Origin of the sequence: Bacillus sp. z60-11 (assembly GCF_046464135.1) — a bacterium.
GTDB lineage: Bacteria > Bacillota > Bacilli > Bacillales > Bacillaceae > Bacillus > Bacillus sonorensis_A.
On record NZ_JBIYSN010000003.1, the window covers coordinates 222,592 to 241,134 of the forward strand.

Annotated in this window: 17 protein-coding genes; 9 read left to right on the plus strand and 8 right to left on the minus strand. The window is 43.3% G+C overall.

Annotated elements, in window-relative coordinates:
• Window positions 1–183 precede the first annotated feature (183 nt).
• Entirely contained in the window at window positions 184–1,158 is a 975-nt protein-coding gene (locus ACINLD_RS10980) for a LacI family DNA-binding transcriptional regulator (protein WP_026589308.1), read from the minus strand.
• 230 nt (window positions 1,159–1,388) lie between these two features.
• On the opposite strand from ACINLD_RS10980, the gene ACINLD_RS10985 reads away from it, so the two are divergent.
• From ACINLD_RS10985 to ACINLD_RS11005, 5 genes are read left to right on the plus strand one after another with little or no spacing between them, the layout of a single operon-like run.
• Window positions 1,389–2,687, plus strand: coding sequence for an ABC transporter substrate-binding protein (locus ACINLD_RS10985; RefSeq protein ID WP_026589307.1), 1,299 nt, complete (start codon window positions 1,389–1,391; stop codon window positions 2,685–2,687).
• Between the two features lie 11 nt (window positions 2,688–2,698).
• Window positions 2,699–3,637, plus strand: coding sequence for a carbohydrate ABC transporter permease (locus ACINLD_RS10990; RefSeq protein WP_035428566.1), 939 nt, complete (start codon window positions 2,699–2,701; stop codon window positions 3,635–3,637).
• Window positions 3,634–4,482, plus strand: coding sequence for a carbohydrate ABC transporter permease (locus tag ACINLD_RS10995; RefSeq protein WP_026589305.1), 849 nt, complete (start codon window positions 3,634–3,636; stop codon window positions 4,480–4,482). Before ACINLD_RS10990 ends, ACINLD_RS10995 begins: the two co-directional genes overlap by 4 nt.
• A gap of 34 nt (window positions 4,483–4,516) precedes the next feature.
• A complete protein-coding gene (locus ACINLD_RS11000; protein ID WP_077735961.1) occupies window positions 4,517–5,752 on the plus strand; it encodes an MFS transporter in 1,236 nt (411 codons plus the stop codon).
• 14 nt (window positions 5,753–5,766) lie between these two features.
• Complete coding sequence (locus tag ACINLD_RS11005; protein ID WP_077735962.1) at window positions 5,767–7,245, plus strand: glycoside hydrolase family 32 protein; 1,479 nt, start codon at window positions 5,767–5,769, stop codon at window positions 7,243–7,245.
• 138 nt (window positions 7,246–7,383) lie between these two features.
• On the opposite strand, the gene pepT is transcribed toward ACINLD_RS11005, so the two are convergent.
• Complete coding sequence (gene pepT, locus ACINLD_RS11010; protein ID WP_409444394.1) at window positions 7,384–8,616, minus strand: peptidase T; 1,233 nt, start codon at window positions 8,614–8,616, stop codon at window positions 7,384–7,386.
• Window positions 8,617–8,755: 139 nt separating this feature from the next.
• On the opposite strand from pepT, the gene ACINLD_RS11015 reads away from it, so the two are divergent.
• A complete protein-coding gene (locus ACINLD_RS11015) occupies window positions 8,756–9,169 on the plus strand; it encodes a hypothetical protein (RefSeq protein ID WP_409444393.1) in 414 nt (137 codons plus the stop codon).
• Between the two features lie 131 nt (window positions 9,170–9,300).
• Here ACINLD_RS11015 and ACINLD_RS11020 read toward each other — a convergent pair whose 3' ends face one another.
• The 4 genes from ACINLD_RS11020 to ACINLD_RS11035 all read right to left on the minus strand — a co-directional run bounded on the left by ACINLD_RS11020 (window position 9,301) and on the right by ACINLD_RS11035 (window position 13,875).
• Complete coding sequence (locus tag ACINLD_RS11020) at window positions 9,301–9,525, minus strand: hypothetical protein (RefSeq protein ID WP_277692002.1); 225 nt, start codon at window positions 9,523–9,525, stop codon at window positions 9,301–9,303.
• Between the two features lie 335 nt (window positions 9,526–9,860).
• Complete coding sequence (locus ACINLD_RS11025) at window positions 9,861–10,964, minus strand: nuclear transport factor 2 family protein (RefSeq protein ID WP_409444392.1); 1,104 nt, start codon at window positions 10,962–10,964, stop codon at window positions 9,861–9,863.
• A gap of 782 nt (window positions 10,965–11,746) precedes the next feature.
• Window positions 11,747–13,156, minus strand: a complete 1,410-nt coding sequence (locus ACINLD_RS11030) for a sensor histidine kinase (RefSeq protein ID WP_277691999.1) — start codon at window positions 13,154–13,156, stop codon at window positions 11,747–11,749.
• Complete coding sequence (locus ACINLD_RS11035) at window positions 13,153–13,875, minus strand: response regulator transcription factor (RefSeq protein WP_026589295.1); 723 nt, start codon at window positions 13,873–13,875, stop codon at window positions 13,153–13,155. Before ACINLD_RS11035 ends, ACINLD_RS11030 begins: the two co-directional genes overlap by 4 nt.
• Window positions 13,876–14,242: 367 nt before the next feature.
• Between ACINLD_RS11035 and ACINLD_RS11040 the strand changes: the two genes are divergently transcribed.
• From ACINLD_RS11040 to ACINLD_RS11050, 3 genes are read left to right on the plus strand one after another with little or no spacing between them, the layout of a single operon-like run.
• A complete protein-coding gene (locus tag ACINLD_RS11040; protein ID WP_077735967.1) occupies window positions 14,243–15,157 on the plus strand; it encodes an ABC transporter ATP-binding protein in 915 nt (304 codons plus the stop codon).
• On the plus strand, window positions 15,154–15,906 hold the full coding sequence (locus tag ACINLD_RS11045; protein ID WP_026589293.1) for an ABC transporter permease: 753 nt from the start codon (window positions 15,154–15,156) through the stop codon (window positions 15,904–15,906). The genes ACINLD_RS11040 and ACINLD_RS11045 overlap by 4 nt, the downstream gene beginning before the upstream one ends.
• An 11-nt stretch (window positions 15,907–15,917) precedes the next feature.
• Window positions 15,918–16,655 carry an ABC transporter permease gene (locus ACINLD_RS11050; RefSeq protein ID WP_409444391.1) on the plus strand — a complete coding sequence of 246 codons (738 nt, stop codon included), beginning with the start codon at window positions 15,918–15,920 and terminating at the stop codon, window positions 16,653–16,655.
• Window positions 16,656–16,779: 124 nt separating this feature from the next.
• Here the strand turns inward: ACINLD_RS11050 and ACINLD_RS11055 are convergent, their stop codons facing one another.
• Window positions 16,780–17,457 carry a Crp/Fnr family transcriptional regulator gene (locus ACINLD_RS11055; RefSeq protein ID WP_026589291.1) on the minus strand — a complete coding sequence of 226 codons (678 nt, stop codon included), beginning with the start codon at window positions 17,455–17,457 and terminating at the stop codon, window positions 16,780–16,782.
• Between the two features lie 117 nt (window positions 17,458–17,574).
• The gene (arcC, locus tag ACINLD_RS11060) at window positions 17,575–18,525 is read right to left on the minus strand and encodes a carbamate kinase (RefSeq protein WP_026589290.1); all 951 of its coding nucleotides are present in this window, start codon (window positions 18,523–18,525) and stop codon (window positions 17,575–17,577) included.
• Between the last annotated feature and the right edge of the window lie 18 nt (window positions 18,526–18,543).

Below are 18,543 nucleotides of genomic sequence, written 5' to 3' on the forward strand. Positions count from 1 at the left end.
CATACAAAATTAGAATTTTTTGAAAACTTGTCTTTAAATCTATCATGTGGAGGTGAGTTTGTCTAGAAATATAAGTTAAATTTTAGGTTTGTAATGTAAATTTTATCTTTTTTACAATTGGATAGATCAGGATATGTCATGAAGAAAGGAGACATCCATTGTCTCCTTTTTTGTGCCGTGATTTTAAGTCGTCTCGCCTTCTAAAAGCTGTACGGGCAAATAGGTTTCCAGCGGCAAATCATCGAATTCACCTTCAATGGCTTTGGACAAAATCTCGATGGCCGTCTTGGAAATGAGTTCGATCGGCTGCTGGATGGTTGTCAATTCCGGAAGGATGGACTGAACCGCTTCCGTTCCGTCGTAGCCGATCACCTTTAATTGCCCCGGGATGTCTTTTCCGCGTTTTTTCGCTTCGGTGATGACTGTAGCGGCCATGAGATCATCGCTGGCAAAAATGCCGTCAGCTGCAGGCTGTTCATCAAACAGCTTTGAGATGATTTCCCGGTAATTTTGATGAAAGGGAACTTCATATGTAATCGGCTGTCTCCCGTGTTGTTGCATCACATCTTCATATGCTTTTCTTCTAAGATTTGCCGGTGTTTTCAGCTCAATTGGTCCGTTGATATGGATGATGTGCCGGCAGCCTTTTGCAATTAACAGTTCCGTCGCTTTTTTTCCTCCGTTATAGTTGTCGGAGCCGATGACGGGAATCGTTTCCGATAAGTAATGGTCGATGGCGACAATCGGCAGGTTTTGCCGATGATAATTTAAAATGCCCCTGTTGTAAGTCACGGCGATGACGCCGTCCACTTGATTTCGCATCAGCATTTCCAAGTATTTTTCTTCTTTGTCTTTGCGATTTAAGCTGTTGCAAAGCAGCAGTTTGTAGCCCATGGAAGCGCAGATGCTCTCAATATGAAAGGCCAGTTCGCCGAAAAACGGGTTGCTGGAGTTTGGGATGATGAGCCCTATTAAATTGGTTCGTTTACGAAATAAAGAGCGGGCCAAATCGTTTGGAAAGTAATTGATTTCTTCCATCGCTCTGTAGACTTTTTCTTTTGTTTTTTCGCTAATATAGCCGCGGTTATTTAATACCCGCGAAACGGTTGTTGATGAAACTCCCGCTTTTTTTGCAACGTCGTGAATGCTAGGCTTCATTCCCTTGTCCCCCTGCTTTTTACTGAAATGGCTTACAATTCTCGTCACGCACTTATTTTAGAGAATCGGGCCGATATGTGCAAGAAAATACCATGATTCTGAGAAATGTACCGAGAAGAATAAATTGAAAAATATATGTCAACCGGTTGACATATGAAATCGGTTGACATAAAATTCATTTGAAAGCGCTTTTATTTATTGATTGATGATAAATGGGGGGAGTGACAAAGATGAAAAGGTGGCTCTTCGGAGTTTTATCGTTGTTGTTGATGTTTGCGATGTGGGGCTGCAGCAATAGCAAAAATGCAAATAGCCATGATGGGAAAACGCTTACGGTGTGGGTGCACGTATCTGATGATAGTGAAGAAGGAAAGGTCTATCAAAAGCGGGTGGACGCTTTCAACAAAAAGTATGCTTCTGAAAATGTCGAGGCTAAAATTGATTTCATCCCCAGAAGCGGAAACGGCGGCGGATATGAAGACAAAGTGAACGCGGCGCTGACGACGAACACGCTGCCGGATGTGATCACTTTGGACGGACCGAATACGGCGGCTTATGCGAAATCGGGTGTTATTGCGCCATTGGATGAGTATATCAAAGGACAGGATGATTTATTGCCGAGCATTAAGCAGCAGGGAACTTACCAGGGAAAACTGTATGCGATCGGCGTCAGCGAATCGTCGGTCGGCATTTACTATAACAAAAAAATGCTGAAGGACGCCGGCGTTGATTTGAAAACGCTGCCAACGGTTGAGAATCCATGGACATGGGACGAATTTCTTGAGCTTTGCAAAAAGCTGAAAAATCAATATGACAAACCGGCCATCGATATGCAATTACAGTCAAAAGACGAAATGCTGACGTATGCGCTTTTGCCGTTTGTTTGGTCGGCTGGCGGCGATATCCTTTCAAAAGACGGCAAGAAAGCGGAGGGTGTTTTTAACGATAAACCGACCGTTGAAGCGATGACATTTATTCAAACAATGCTGAAGGAGGGCTATACGACCCGGACTCCGGTTAAGCAGGCGTTTGAAACGGAAAAATATCCGCTGAAAATGAGCGGTGTCTGGACGGTAACCGACATGGAAACAAATTTTCCTAATGTCGATTATGGTGTGATGCCGTATCCTGTTTCGCCAAAAACAAAAAAGCTTGTCTCCCCTTCAGGAAGCTGGCAGTTCGCCATGACACAGACGTCTGAAAACAAGGAGTGGGCGGCAAAATTGGTCGATTGGATGACAAACAAAGAATCCAACCTGGAATTGAGCCGTTCAATCGCCGCGCTGCCTGTGCGCTATTCATCAGAGAAAGTGCTGACAAAAGAATTCTCGGATGAAATGAATGTCTTCATGCAGCAGCTGAAAGAAACGGGGCACGCACGACCGGTAACACCGGCTTATCCACAGGTGACACGCGCATTTCAGCAAGCGATCGATGACATCAGCTTCTTTGATCAGAATCAGGATATTCAACAAGTGCTGGATACGCGTGCAAAAGAAATGCAATCAGCCATCGATAAGGCAAATTAGTAGGTGGAGCCATGAATAAAATTCCGTTGAAAGAAGCAAGGCCGGCCTTTCCGCTGAAAAAAGCCGCGGGCAATAAAATAGGGTGGCGGGAGAATGCGTTGGCTTATACATTTTTAGGTCCGGCCTTGCTGATTTTGTCAGTGTTTCTCGTGATTCCTTCGATTATGGCTGTGTACTACGCATTTACAGATTATTATTTGTTAACACCTGACCTGCGCAAGTTTGTCGGTTTTGACAACTTTATTAAATTGTTCAAAGACCCTATTTTCTTGAAAAGTTTGAGCAACACATTGAAATTTGTTGTCCTTGTGATTCCGTTACAGATCGGGGCCGCTCTCGGGCTGGCCCTTTTGTTGAATAAAAAGCGTAAGGCCAATACGTTTTTCAAAGTCGCATACTTTAGCCCCGTCGTCATGTCGCTTGTTGTCATCTCCGTTTTGTGGCTGTACTTGCTGAATCCGAATGAAGGAATGATCAATAACGTTCTGACACATGTCGGTCTGCCGCCACAGCCGTTTTTGACAAGTCCTAAGCAGGCGATCTTTACAATTGTTGTCGTTTCCGCCTGGCAGGGAGCCGGATTTCAGATGCTGATTTTTTTAGCGGGTCTGCAAAACATCCCCGGAGATGTCTACGAGGCGGCGCAATTGGATGGTATGAATAAATGGCAGCGGTTTATTTATATTACATTGCCATTGTTGAAGCCAACGTCGGTTTTTATCTTTATTACGACGCTGATCAGTGCGTTTAAGCTCCTTGTGCAACCCATGGTGATGACCCAGGGGGGACCGGTCAATTCAACGATGACGGTTGTCTATTATATTTATCAAACGGGATTTACCGATCGGATGGTCGGCTATGCAAGTTCGATTGCGCTCTTGTTTGGCACGATGATTGGATTGGTGACGCTGGCACAGCGCAAGTTGGTGAAGGAGGATGAAGGCGAATGAGACGGAAATTCGGACCTTTGACGATACTGGAATATATATGCCTTGTTTTGCTGGCGGTTCTGTTTATATTTCCGCTGATTTGGATGGTCGCTTCATCGATGAAACCGGAAGCCGATATTTACAACAATATCAGCAGCATTAAAGCGTTTCTCCCGTCTTTTCATCCGTCGGAATGGTTTCAATCCTACAGGGAAGTGCTGTCACGGTTTGATTTGCTGATGTATATCGGTAACAGTCTGTTTTACGGTTTGTGTGTGGCAGCGGGAGCTGTCGTCATCAACGGAATGGCGGGCTTCGCATTCGCCAAGCTGCGATTCACAGGCAAAAAAGTGCTGTTTGCCATATTGCTGGCGCTTTTAATCGTGCCGCTGGAAACGATTTTAATCTCTCAGTTTACTATCGTTCATAAGCTCGGACTTGTTGATACGCGCCTTGCCGTGATTTTGCCGGCGCTTGCCGGGGCCTTCAATATTTATTTGTTCCGGAACTTTTTCATGGCGATTCCGGGGGAGATGATTGAGTCGGCTAAGCTAGACGGCGCCAATACATGGCAGATTTTCTGGCGGGTGATGCTGCCGATGTCCAAGCCGGCCGTTGCTACGGTGGGGACATTGGCCTTTATCGGCAGCTGGAATGACTATATTTGGCCGCTGATGGTTTTGACGGATAAGTCGAAATTTCCGATCCAGGTGGCGATTACAGCCATCAACAGCACCGAGCCGGTTTATACGAATCAGGTCATGGCTGTCTTGACGATTTCGACGATTCCGCTGATTCTGATCTACATTGTCGCCCAGCGCTACATTTTAGAAGGCATTGGCGGTTCAGGGACAGGCATCAAATAGATACATCCAAATCGGGTTAAAGGAGCAAATGAAAATGAAAAGCTCAAACAGTTTGTATTGGAAACTAAGCGCTTATTTTTTCTTTTTCTTTTTTACGTGGTCTTCCAGCTACTCTTTATTTGCGATTTGGTTGGGGCAAGAAATCAATTTGAACGGGTCTGCGACGGGCATTATCTTTTCTGTCAATGCGATCTTTACTTTGTGCATGCAGCCTTTGTACGGTTTTATCTCTGATAAGCTCGGGCTGAAGAAAAACATTTTATTTATGATCAGTTTGCTTCTCGTATTTACAGGTCCCTTTTATATTTTCGTTTACGGACCGCTTTTGCAATACAATGTCTTTCTTGGGGCTATCGTCGGGGGAATTTATTTGGGAACTGCTTTTCTCGCTGGAATCGGCGCGATTGAAACTTTTATTGAAAAGGTCAGCCGTAAATATCAATTTGAATATGGGAGAACAAGGATGTGGGGTTCCCTCGGCTGGGCTGCGGCGACATTTTTTGCAGGTCAGCTGTTCAATATCGATCCGAATATCAACTTCTGGGTTGCGTCCGTTTCAGCAGTCATATTGGTGGCCATTATTGTTTCCGTAAAAATTGAGATGACAGATGATGAAAAGGAAAGAGCAGACTCGGTCGGATTAAAAGACGTAGGAGGACTTTTTCTCTTAAAAGATTTCTGGTTTTTGATGTTGTACGTGATCGGCGTAACTTGCGTATACGGCGTCTATGACCAGCAGTTTCCGCTTTACTACGCTTCCTTATTTCCGAATCCGGCCTTGGGGAACCAAATATTTGGATACCTTAATTCATTCCAAGTATTTATTGAAGCGGGCATGATGTTTCTTGCGCCTTTCATCGTCAATAAGCTCGGTCCTAAAAAAAGTTTGATTTTAGCGGGGCTATTAATGGCTTTCCGCATTATCGGTTCCGGACTTGTCAGCGGACCGGTCGGAATTTCATCGATGAAACTCATTCATGCTTTAGAATTGCCGATTATGCTGATTGCGGTGTTTAAATATTTGGCGATTAACTTTGATAATCGTCTTTCATCCGTACTTTATCTTGTCGGCTTTCAATTCGCATCCCAGGTAGGCACGTCGATTTTTTCGCCGCTTGCGGGAGGTTTATACGACAGCATCGGATTTCGCCAGACTTATCTCATCATGGGAGCAATGGTCCTTTGTTTCACCCTTATTTCGATTTTTACCTTGCTAGATTCAAAGAAAGACGTTGAATTTGCTCAAAGTCTACAAAGAAAGCATATATAGAGAGGATGTCACAGATGAACAGAATTCAGCAGGCAGAAGAAGCATTGAAAAAAGCCGGGAAAAAAGTGAATCACCGATACCGAATGGGCTATCACATGATGCCTCGGGCAAACTGGATAAATGATCCAAACGGACTGATTCAATATAAAGGGGAGTATCATGTCTTTTATCAGCACCATCCGTATGATGAGAATTGGGGGCCGATGCATTGGGGCCATTTGAAGAGCAAGGATCTCATTCACTGGGAGCACTTGCCGATCGCTTTAGCGCCTGGCGATGCATTTGATGAGAGCGGCTGTTTCTCAGGAAGCGCAGTCGAATATAACGGCGACCTCGCTTTAATCTATACAGGGCATAATATGATAGATGAAGAGAAAGACGATTTCTACCAAAATCAGAATATAGCAGTCAGCAAAGACGGTATCGTTTTTGAAAAACTGAAAGAAAACCCTGTCATTGCAGAGCCGCCGGAAGACAGCTCCCGCCACTTTCGCGATCCGAAAGTATGGAGGCATGGTGAGAACTGGTATATGGTGATCGGAAACGCCTCAAAAGAAAATGTCGGGCGGGTCATTTTATACCGCTCGCCTAACTTTGTAGATTGGGAGTACGCAGGCGTTCTCGCCCAAAGCGACGGAAATCTCGGCTTTATGTGGGAATGTCCGGATTTCTTTGAACTGGACGGCAAACACATTTTGCTGATTTCCCCTCAGGGTATAGAGGCGGATGGTGATTCATATCAAAATCTGTATCAAACAGGCTATTTGATTGGAGACTATGATGAAGAAACGAATGAGTTTGTACATGGCTCCTTTAAAGAGTTGGATCACGGCCATGACTTTTATGCCGTGCAAACTTTATTGGATGACAAAGGGCGCAGAATTGCGATTGGCTGGATGGATATGTGGGAATCAGAGATGCCGACGAAAGCAGACGGATGGTGCGGGGCATTAACTTTGCCGCGGGAATTGACGTTGAAGGATGATCACAAAATTTTAATGAATCCCGTCGAGGAGACTCAATTACTTCGTGAATCGGAACATCATGAATGTGACAATCAATCGATTTCTAGCAGCTATTTTATAAACACAACTGAAAAGCTTCTTGAAGTGATGGTCGTTTTTGATTTGACAATTTGCAGTGCCGAAACGGTTGGCTTAAAGATCCGGGGAATTGAACAGGAAGAGACAATCATCCAGTACAGCTTGGTTGATCAAAAGCTGACGCTCGACTGTTCAAAGTCCGGCAAAGCGCGGGACGGTGTGAGAAACGTACGGCTTGAAGCGGAGGAGAAGCTCACTTTGCATCTGTTTCTTGACAGATCGTCTATTGAAGTATTTGCAAACCATGGTGAAGCGACAATGACCAGCCGCATATATCCCAAAGAAGAAAGAGCAGGGATTGAGCTGTTTTCTGAGAAAGGCAATGTACGAGTTGACGAGTTCACTTACTGGACGTTGAAAGATATTTGGAAAGGCGATGAAGCGAAATGAGCGGAATTTTTTGCATCGGTGAGACGTTAATCGGCTTTATGCCGAAACATGTTCTTATTTCGGCAAAACACAGATAAAAATTGATCTGGCAAAAAAGCGGCTGTCGTGCCTTGCAGCCGCTTTCCGCTTTTTTTCGTATTACGCCCTATCTTCAAACAGCTTCGCAATTTCCACGATGACATTCGCGGCTTTTACCATATTGTCGGCGGAAATATACTCGTATTTTCCGTGAAAGTTTTCCCCGCCTGTAAAAATGTTTGGACAAGGAAGCCCCATGTATGAGAGCTGGGAGCCGTCTGTACCGCCGCGAATCGGTTTCACAACCGGCTCGATATCCAGGTTTTTCATCGCTTCATAGGCAATGTCGACAATCTCTTTGACCGGTTCGATTTTTTCCCTCATGTTGTAATATTGATCATTCATGTCCACTGTGACGCTGTTTTCGCCGTATTTGGCTGTAAGGTCGTTTGCGATTTTTTGGACGGTTTCTTTTCTCTCGTTAAATCGGTCTCTGTCAAAATCCCTGATGATATAGGAGAGATTCGTTTCAGAGACATCGCCATTGATCGAAAGCAGATGATAGAAGCCTTCATAACCTTCTGTAAATTCAGGAGCTTCGTTTTCCGGCAGTCCGGCGTGAAACTGCATCGCGATTTTGGCGGCATTGACCATTTTCCCTTTTGCTGTGCCCGGGTGGACGTTCGTTCCTTTACAAGTGATTTTCGCTGCTGCGGCATTGAAGCTTTCGTACTGCAGTTCGCCGAGGGGCCCGCCGTCAACCGTATACGCGAATTTGGCGTTAAACGCCTCGACGTCAAACTTGTGCGGCCCTCTGCCAATCTCTTCATCAGGCGTAAAAGCGACTCTGATTTTCCCGTGTTTGATTTCGGGGTGCGCAATTAAATATTCCATTGCCGTCATGATTTCAGAGATCCCCGCTTTATTGTCAGCGCCGAGCAAAGTCGTTCCGTCGGTAGTGATCAATGTATGTCCCGCATAATCTGCAAGCTCTGGAAATTCCTTGGGTGATAAGACGACATTGAGGGATTCATTCAGCACAATGTCCTTTCCGTCGTATTGTTCGATAACCTGCGGATTGACGTTCTTTCCGGTAAAATCTGTTGCTGTATCCACATGAGCCAAGAAACCGATTGTCGGCACCTCTTTTTCCGTATTTGAAGGAAGCGTCGCCATCACATAGCCGTTTTCATCGATTGTGACGTCCTTCATGCCGATCTCTTTCAGCTCTTCGACAAGCATATTGGCAAGCGTCAGCTGCCCGGGAGTGGAAGGTGTCGTCTGACTGTTTTCATTTGACTGCGTATCCACTTTCGCATAAGAAATGAGACGTTCAATCAGTTTGTTCTTCATGTTTCCTTCATCTCCAATTGTTGGTTTTATGTTTATCTTATCATTCATGGCGGGCGAATCGAAAACTTTTATTCCTGTATAGGAAAATTTAGTATAATATAGTTCTAAAGGATCATCACAATTGTAAGGGAGTATCACAATGGCTAAAGGTTATACAAATGAAGGAACAAAATGGGAGTTTGCACATTCTTTCTGGCTTGTGTTCACATGGGTTCCTTTTGGATTTTTAAGCTGGTTTGCATTTATTTATATCGCAGCGCGAACTAAACAAGGAAAATGGTTATTTGCCGGAATCGGATACGCAGCGGCAGTTTTATTGGCTGCCTTTACAGCCAGAACGTTTCTCTTCGATTTGGCAATGAAAGCATTACTCATTGTTTGGATCATCTCAATCATTCATGCTTTCAAAACAAGAGCCGAATATTTGGTGCGGCTTGAAGCCGTATATCGGATCAAACGATCAAGTATGAATGACCTGAGGGAAGAGCTTATACATGAACAGACCCCGCACGGCCCAACCGGAACTTCTAAAGTGACGCTGACAAAGAAATAAATAGAATCCGCTATTTTCAGTGAAATAGCGGATTTTTTTAATGCAGAGAAAAAATTCCATCCTTTTGAAACTTTTCTCATCAATTTCCCTCTCTAATGTTTGAAGGAGGCGCAGCAGTGAACCAAATCAGATTAGTTAAAAAAGCTGTCGCAGGCAATGCCAAAGCTTTTGAAATGCTGAAATACTGCAATCATAATTAAAGCTGCAGCAGCTGTAGATGTTATGGATATGTTATGGAAAGATGAGAAATTAAATGCAATTGATAATCCATACGGCACTTGTAGAGCACGTGTAAATGGTAATTGTCCTCTAGCATCTGAACCACCATGTCTTACTGCAAACGTTACCACTGGCACCAGTAAACATCACTTTCATTAGCTTTTCAATAATATCTGATTCAATTAGGTCGGTGCGATATAGATAATCATAAAAGCTTGCGGTGATGTTCTTTTCACAAGTATATGAACGTATAAATGCGCAAGTAACGTTAGATATTCGCTCTTTGTCGTTCGCCATGTTGTCCCATTCTGGTATTATTTCGAATCTTCATCCACCCCCCTCTTATCTCTAACTTTAATTATTATAAATACTACTACTGCAAAAGTGGAGTATTTTAATATCTGCCCTACCCTAATATAGCGCCTTATAATATTTCGATACGCATTTTCATGACAGTCTACATAGGAAATGCTTATTTTGTCCAGGATTCAACCACTTTCACACCATTTCCATCTTCTACAAAGTGCAGGAACTGCATCACATCACCAGCGGTTTTTTTACCTGTTGTTAAGTCCTGATTCGTGATCCTGTAATGAATGGCCGCCCAATCACCACTGATCAGCATATTATCAAAGTAAATCCGCTTCACATCCGTCGATTCAGCAGCTTCCTTTACAGCGTCCTTGTATTTTTCCAATGTCATAGTCCCCGCAGATGTATGGTACTGCATATTGCTATCATAATAGGTGTCCGCCCATGTCGTCCAGGCATCATAGCCTTGGTTCCAGTTATCAAAATCGTTCAAGATAGCGCTTTGAATTTTCTTAGCCATCTCGGTATCAATGGGGGTCGGATAAGCAACAGGGTATTTTTCTTCCAGATTCGAGGTATCCGGTATCGACGTATTGATGATTTTCTCTAATGCGGCCTGCTGCGCCGCCTTTTCCTCTTCGGTTTGGAAGCTAGATAATCCGGCAAAATCGGCTCCCTTTGTTCCAGCCCAGCCTTCCACAACCCGGGTACCCAGTTTGTCCCCATAATCCTTAAAGCGGACGAACTCCATCACACTTCCGTCTACTGCTTCACTGGTTTTCCTGTTAATCGTTGAGATATCATAACGGATCGCAGCCCAGTCCCCGCTGACAATCATATTATTAAAGTTGCCCATCTGAATATCGCTGGCTTTCAGCGTCTCATTCATGGAGTCCTGATATTCCTTCAGAGTCAGTTTCACACCGTGAACATTGTAAAGGGAATCCTCCGTATATAGAATATCTCCCCACGCCTTCCAAGCATCATAACCTCTATTCCAATTTTCAAAGCCATTTAGCAGCCGGTTTTGAATGTCTTTTCCCAGTTCTGTGTCGATGGGAGTAGGATTAATCACTGGAAATTTCCTTATAAGCTCTTTTGTATTTTCATAAGAATTGGAGATCTTGGACGGAGCTTTCTCATCCGTAATTCCCGTGTTCTCCGAGGAAGACTCCGAATCAGAAGAGACATGATCATCGCACCCTACTGCCGATCCTAAAATCAACATTGCCACTCCAGTTGCCATTATTTTTTTCATTTTCATCATAATTGGCCTCCTTACTATTATTTAAAACATTCCTTTAAAAGAACTTTTTTTAAATTAATTGTGCATTTATACCTTGCTGTTGTAGATTTTTAACCACTTGCTCTATTAATGAGCCATTCTTCGTAATAAAACTTATCCGAATTTTACTTTTTTGAACAATCTCATTAATTTTCAAATAAATCCTCCATATGAAAAGAATTGAATCGCTTTCTATCTTGTGATTCACTTTACTTATTTGGTCATGACACGTATACATTGCTCCTTTAACGTTTATTTATTTTCACTAATTTTTCTCCAGCGAATAAGAGCTAAAATTGATACACCACATAAAACTACCTATAGCACCTTATTTTTCATAATATTTAACCTCCTTGATTTTATTTGCTGCTACGAAAGAAGATGTATGACAAACTAATATCTTTAGGATCACTGCCACTAAATGTCCCTTGCATTAAATCTTCAGCTATATGATATTGTCATGTATCTTCTTTCGACAAAGAAGTGTGTCTTATAATTTAGTTTAAACTATTGGCATATTAAAAAACGTACATAAGTACATGTACGTTAGGGCAAATTCTATTCTTAAATCATCTACGATCTAAAATTGAAGCTCACACTGACAAATCATTCTAACTTGACGAAAATCTTACCTTAGTCGTTCAAGTTCCAAAAAAAGGATTGTGCATTTTTGATATGTTTAAAATGTACAATCCTTTTTAATCTAACGTTTTACTAGTCTTACCTAAATATAAAGTTGTCCTTCTTATGATGTGCACCCTTTATTCTCTCTTCGTTGGAAAAATAACCTTAATTTGAGTACCGTGATCAGGTTCGCTGTAAATTTCAATATCACCTTCGTGTGCATAAATGATCTGTCTGGCAATCGTCATGCCCAATCCAGTCCCTGAAGTGTTTGAAGAGGCGTTCGTTCCTCTGTAATAGCGATCAAATAAATGCTCCAATGTTTCTTTTTCCATGCCGATTCCGTTGTCTTCTATTAAAATAGTTAAAGAAAGAGATTCATCTTGCTGAATACTGACCTTTACCTCAGTCCCTGAAGGGTTATGTTTAATACTGTTGGCGATCAGGTTTTCCAAGGCGCGCTGCATGTATTTTTCATCCATATAAAAAGCAATTGCGTCTCGGTCCGTCTGAAATTCGAAATGTTTATCTTTCGATTCCGGCAAGCTTTGTAATGCGGATAAAGTTTCCCTTAACAAGCCTACAATGTCTTTTTCTTCTTTTTGAATCGGAAGGGCATCATTTTTTAAGCGGAAAGTGAGGTTGAATTCTTCTATCAATTCTTCCATATACTCTACCCGCTCGTTCAAGATGTTTGCAAAATCCCGTACTTTTTCCTGGTTCCATTCATGTTTTTCAGATGATAAAAGAATTGTGTATCCTTTAATCACTGACAACGGCGTCTTTAAGTCGTGGGATACGCCTGTCATCCATTCTTCCCGCGTTCTTTCCAGTTTTTCGCTTTCCGCTTTGTTTTTCTGAAGGATCGATGTAAGATTGCTCATTGCATTCATTAGTTCCTGGTACAGCTTATATCCGGGTTTTTTCTTTTTCTTTGGAATGAACGAAGAAAATGCCGGCTCTGCATATTTTCCCTTGGAGAGATTTTCAATCCATGAAACGATATAAAGCAAAGGTGCGCCAAGCTGTTTTCCGAAGTACAGCGCAACAATAATCCCCATCACGATCATGGAAAGGATCCACAGCTGGTTTGTCCAATAGAGAAACGGGTTGTCAGCTTTAAATGGTTCACCCAATATCCACGTCAATGTCCGGGTGTCTTTTGTATCATACCATGTTGAAAGATGGTAGCCTTTTTTAGCGGGATAAACATAATCCGAGACAAGTTCGCCGGGAATATATTGGCTGGGAATATGGCTTGGCTTGTTGGATGAATAAAGTTCGTTTCCTTCTTCATCAAGAATCTGAAGCCACATATGATATTCCTTTAAATGGCTGATCGTATCAGCTTCAACGGATATTTTTCCGTCTTTTATGGTTGTTTGGTGAACTACGCTTGATAAAGAAAGCGGTGATTGATGCGTCTCTCGATCATTGAGAAAAAAAGTAAAAAAAAGTGTGCTGATCACAAATAAAGCGATACAAATAACGATCAGGAGAATGATTCGGGATATAAAGTGAAATGCAATGCGGTCTCTTAGCTTCATTGCTTTCCACCTGTCGGCTGAACTTCAAAAATATAGCCAAGCCCCCTTGCCGTCTTAATCCATTTTGGGCGGCTCGGGTCTTTTTCAATTTTTTCTCTAAGCCGGCGAACATGTACCATGACCGTACTGTCGCCATTATAAAACTCTCCCCAAACATCTCTGTAAATCTTTTGTTTGCTTAATATTTGATTGGGGTGGTTGCAAAAATACAGTAGAAGCTTAAACTCTTGAGCCGGACACTCGATTCTTGTTCCATCAACAACCAGTTTCCCCGATGTCTCATCAACTTGAAAATCCCCGAAATCATAAACCGGCTTGGACGATGAAGGAGTGAAATCTTTATATCGTTTTAACTGGGCTTTAACACGGGCAACGATTTCAAGAGGGTTAAAAGGTTTGGTAATGTAGTCGTCTCCCCCAAAACTAAAGCCTTGCAGTTTATCCAAATCAGATGTTTTAGCTGTAAGAAAAAGAACGGGGATATTTGTAAATTGGCGGAATTGATTGCAAAGAGTGAATCCATCTGAATCCGGAAGCATCACATCAAGCAGGACGATATCCGGCTCTTGATGTTTTAAAAGATGGAGCGTTTCCTCTCCGTTCTTGGCGTTTAAGACATCAGAGAACCCTTCGTTTTCAAACACCACGTTTAATAAATCTAAAATATGCTGGTCATCATCAACGATTAACACTTTGCATTGTCCGAAAGAATGATCCATTTTATGACCTCCATTAATATACGCTTTCATTTTCACATGAAATAGCAGGCAAAGAAAGTTATGGCGGCTGAAATTTAAGTGATGTTCAATTTTCTTAAAATTCTAACTTTTATATTCCTTAACATTGCCTGGCGGAGGCGGTGTATGGACAATCATTTCTGAGTGCATTTGCTCATTTCATCATCATTCATATTGCAAGAGGCTGTTTCTTAACAAGAAAAACAGCCTCTTATTTTATATAGCATATATTTGTCGGGTTCCTTTTTTGGCGATGCAGCAGCTGTTTTCCCGTGTTTAGGCAATGTTCAGGAAGAGTTTAAGGCGCATTAATACAAATGAGTCTATGATGAAGGTGAGGTGAGGAACAGTGGAACAAAATATCGTGTTAACAAAAAATTTAACAAAAAAATTCGGAAAACAAACATCGGTCAGCGGGTTGGAGATGAAAATAGAAAAAGGACAAATATACGGGTTCTTAGGGCCGAACGGTGCCGGAAAAACCACAACGATCAGGATGCTGTTAGGCTTGATTAAGCCTGCAAATGGAAATATTCAGCTATTTGGCCAGGATATCCGTCAAAACCGTCTGCAAATCTTGCAGAGAATCGGTTCTCTAGTTGAATCGCCATCTTATTACGGAAATTTAACCGGAAGAGAAAATCTCGAGGTGATTCGCAGTGTTCGTGATTTGCCAGAGGGACGGATTGGGGAAGTGCTTGAGATCGTTCGTCTGACAAAAGTGGCGGATCGATTAACGAAAGAGTACTCGCTGGGAATGAAGCAAAGATTAGGGATTGCGGCTGCTTTAATGAGCAAGCCTGATCTCCTGGTGCTGGATGAACCGACGAATGGACTGGACCCTGCCGGTATTCACGAAATCAGAGAATTGATAAAGGAGTTGCCGGATAGATACGGCATGACCGTGCTGGTATCCAGTCATTTATTAAGCGAGATTGATCAGATGGCGACACAAGTGGGCATTATTTTGAATGGGAAGCTGATTTTCCAAGATGATATCGAAGCATTACGGAAAAAACAAAAACCGCTTCTGAAGATTGGAGCGAATAATATTCATGAAGCCCAATCCATTATACAAAACAGGGGGCTGCATGCAAAACTTCAGGAAGGAAACTTGTGGATCAGCGAAACATCGCCAGAATTTGTTTCCGAAATCAACGGAATTCTGGTACAGTCGGGAGTCTCTGTTTACAGACTGGAAGAAGTAAAACGGTCTTTGGAAGATATATTCCTGGAGCTGACTGGTACGGAGGGAAGTTTATGAGGCTGCGGGGTGATCTCCTGAAACTGAAGCGGTCCTCTTTGTTTATCGTCGTCTTCTTGGTTCCCCTTGTTGTTCTGGCATATGAGCTGTTGAATTTAACTTACCGTGGAGAGTATGCCCAAAAGCAAGCTGAAATGTTTAAGGCGTCCTCCATGTGGCAGTATATGCTTTTCGACAACAGCATGCTGTTTGGGCTGGGTTTTCCTTTAGCCGTAACGATTATTGCCTCCATTATTGCAAATATAGAGCATCAGACAAATTCGTGGAAGCAAACGCTGTCTCTGCCGGTATCAAGAGTAGGAATTTACTTAAGCAAATATATTTGGCTATTTAACAGCCTGCTCTTAACTGCAACGATATTTGCAATAGGGATGGTTGTACTGGGCAAGGCTTTGGGATTTGAAGGGCCGATACCGTGGGGGCTTTTGTTTGGGGACAGTTATGTCATGCTGCTGACGGCTTTGCCGATCATGTCTTTTCAATTATGGTTGTCCATCACATTTAAAAACCAGGCGTTTGCTATTCTCATTGGTACGGTAAGTTCAATTGTCGGTCTCTTTTTAGCTGCCGGAATGACGACGCGGTGGTTTCCGCTCGCTTATCCGAGCCAGTCTTCAACCATTATCCTGCAATATGAGGGTCTTGGGATCAATCCGGATCTATCGGCTTTTGTCATCATTAATGTTTTTGTCGGAATGCTGCTTTTGTTCATTGGGGCCTTTCATTTTAAAAAGCGAGATGTGCTGTAGGAGGGTGTATCATGTTAAAAAATATAATAGCTGCTGAAAGATTGAAATTAAAACGTTCGAAAATGTGGGTGTTGTATGTATTGGCCCCTTTTATCAGCGTCCTATTGGCTTACACTAACTTTCGCAATAACTATAAACTATTTGTGCAGCCTGGTGATAACGAGTGGATGGAAGCCTGGACACAGGTGGCCGTTTTTATGGGATCCTTTGTGCTGCCGATTCTTGTAGGTATATATGCTGCATTTGTGTGCAGAGAAGAACATGTGGGCGGAGGGTGGAAGCAATTGTTGGCTCTGCCGGTTTTAAGGTCCCGGGTTTTCTTTTCGAAAAGTGTTATGGTTGTGATGATGGTTGCTGCGACGATGGGCCTCTTATTCATACTTTTTATTCTATTCGGGTTCCTTAATGGTTTAAAAGGAGGTCTACCGTTTCTCGCAATTTTAGGATATGTCGTCCAAGGGTCCATTGCCTGCCTTCCGCTTATCGTGTTGCAGCTGATCATCTCCATCAGGTATAAGACATTCGGTATACCGCTGGCTGTCAGCATCGGGTTTACATTGCCTTCCATCCTTGCCGCCAATACTCCATTGGGGCAAATCTATCCCTGGACGCTTCCGATGCTGGGGATGTCCCCTCCCGATGAGTCGCCGATTGATTCATATCCCTTGTTTTATGGTGTGTTAATCGTTTTGTTTGTCCTATTAACGGCGCACGGGGTGAGGGATTTTTCACGGCGGGATATGATGTAGACTTTACATGATACAGTGTTTGAAAGAAACGGAGTATCGAGCGGGTCGACTGTGCTGCTGAAGAATCAGGTTATACATCGAAATCATCCCGTCTATAACCGGGATGATTTGAGGAGCAAAACAATCACATAAAATATTCGGGTCGGTTGATCATAATCTGTTTGTTCATTTGGCTGATAATGCCTTCACAGCGGAGTTTTTTCAGGACGGCGCTTACGGTTTCGCGCGATGTGCCGGAGATTTTCGCGATTTCCGAGGCGGTGATCGGACAGTTGATCACGGTTGAATCGCTTTCTTTTTGGCCGAGGCTTTCGGTCAAATAATAGATGGCCTGTGTCACCCTGTCGTGCGCATGGGAGAGAGTGATTCGTTTGAGCCTTTCTTCGTGAAGGGCAAGGATATCGGATAATTGATTCAGAACATCAAAGAGAAGGTTTTTGTTTTCCCTGACAAGATCTTCAAAAATGTTCATGGGAATATAGTAGAGTTCAATATCGGTTAAGGCTTCAGCGGCATAATGATAACATTCATCGCGAAACAGGCCGCCGAACGGAAAGAGTGTGTGAGGACGTACGTAGTCGGTATAAAACATGGATCCCGTTTCATTGGATTTTTCGAGTTTAATAAAACCGTCGAGAAGAAGATACATGCGTTCCCTGGGGTCTTCCTCCATGAATAAAATCTGGCCTTTATGGTAAGTGCGCCAATAGATAAACTGTTTCATACTTTCAAGCTCTTTTTTATTCAGGGAGGCGAATAGGGAAAACTTTTTCAGCTGATGTACAATGTCTTTGTTCTTCATATGAACGGATCACCCTTTTCGATTTTGTTAAGACTTGAGGTAATATATCTTAAATTTTACTTGTTTTTGACGATCGGCAAAAGGAAGAACCCTTATAGAGCGCTTCCTTTGCCGCGCTTAGGCTTGTTCGACAATGGTCCCTGCATGGCCTTTGAGCGCTTCTTTCGCCAGTTTCAGGGAGGTAATCACCGTCTTGTTTCCTTTTTTGGCTTCGGCAAACTGAATGGCTGCTTTTACTTTTGGCAGCATGCTGCCCTCTGCAAATTGCTTTTCTTTGATATACCCTTTTAATTCCTCAGCAGTCACATGCCCGAGCGCCCGTTCCGTCGGTTTTAAGTAGTTGACGGCGACATGGTCGACACCTGTTAAGATGATCAGTTCATCCGCATGAACAAGCTCCGCTAACTTACAGGCGGCGAAATCTTTGTCAATGACGGCGTCGATTCCGCGGATGGACTGGCTTTGTTCAAGCACGGGAACACCGCCGCCGCCAGCCGCGATGACGATATGCCCTTTTTCAACCAACTCGTTGATGACGTCATGCTCAAGGATCGACACCGGTGCAGGCGACGGGACGACGCGGCGCCAGCCTCTTCCGGCGTCTTCTTTAAATACGAGGTCACCGTTTTGGTTCATCAGCTTTTTCGCTTCCTCTTCGCTGTAAAACGGTCCGATCGGCTTTGTAGGGTTGCGAAAAGCTTCATCATCACTGCGGACGGCAACACGGGTAATCACAGTTGCCGCATGTCCGTCTTTACCTTTTGCACGCAGCGCTTGGTCGATGGCATTTTGCAGCCAGCAGCCGATCATTCCCTGTGTCATCGATACACACGTCTCAAGCGGCATAGCCGGTGTTTTCGGAGAGTCCGCCTGCTTTTGCTGAATCATCAGATTCCCGACTTGCGGCCCGTTTCCGTGCGTGATGATCAGTTCAGTTCCATTGTCGAGCATATCCGCCAAATACACAGCCGTTTCTTCCAATGCCCGTTTTTGTGCTGCTGCGCTGGCGTCATCTCCCGTTTGAATGGCATTACCGCCAAGCGCGACGACAATTTTTCTTTTTTTCATATGAAACACCTCTGTTTG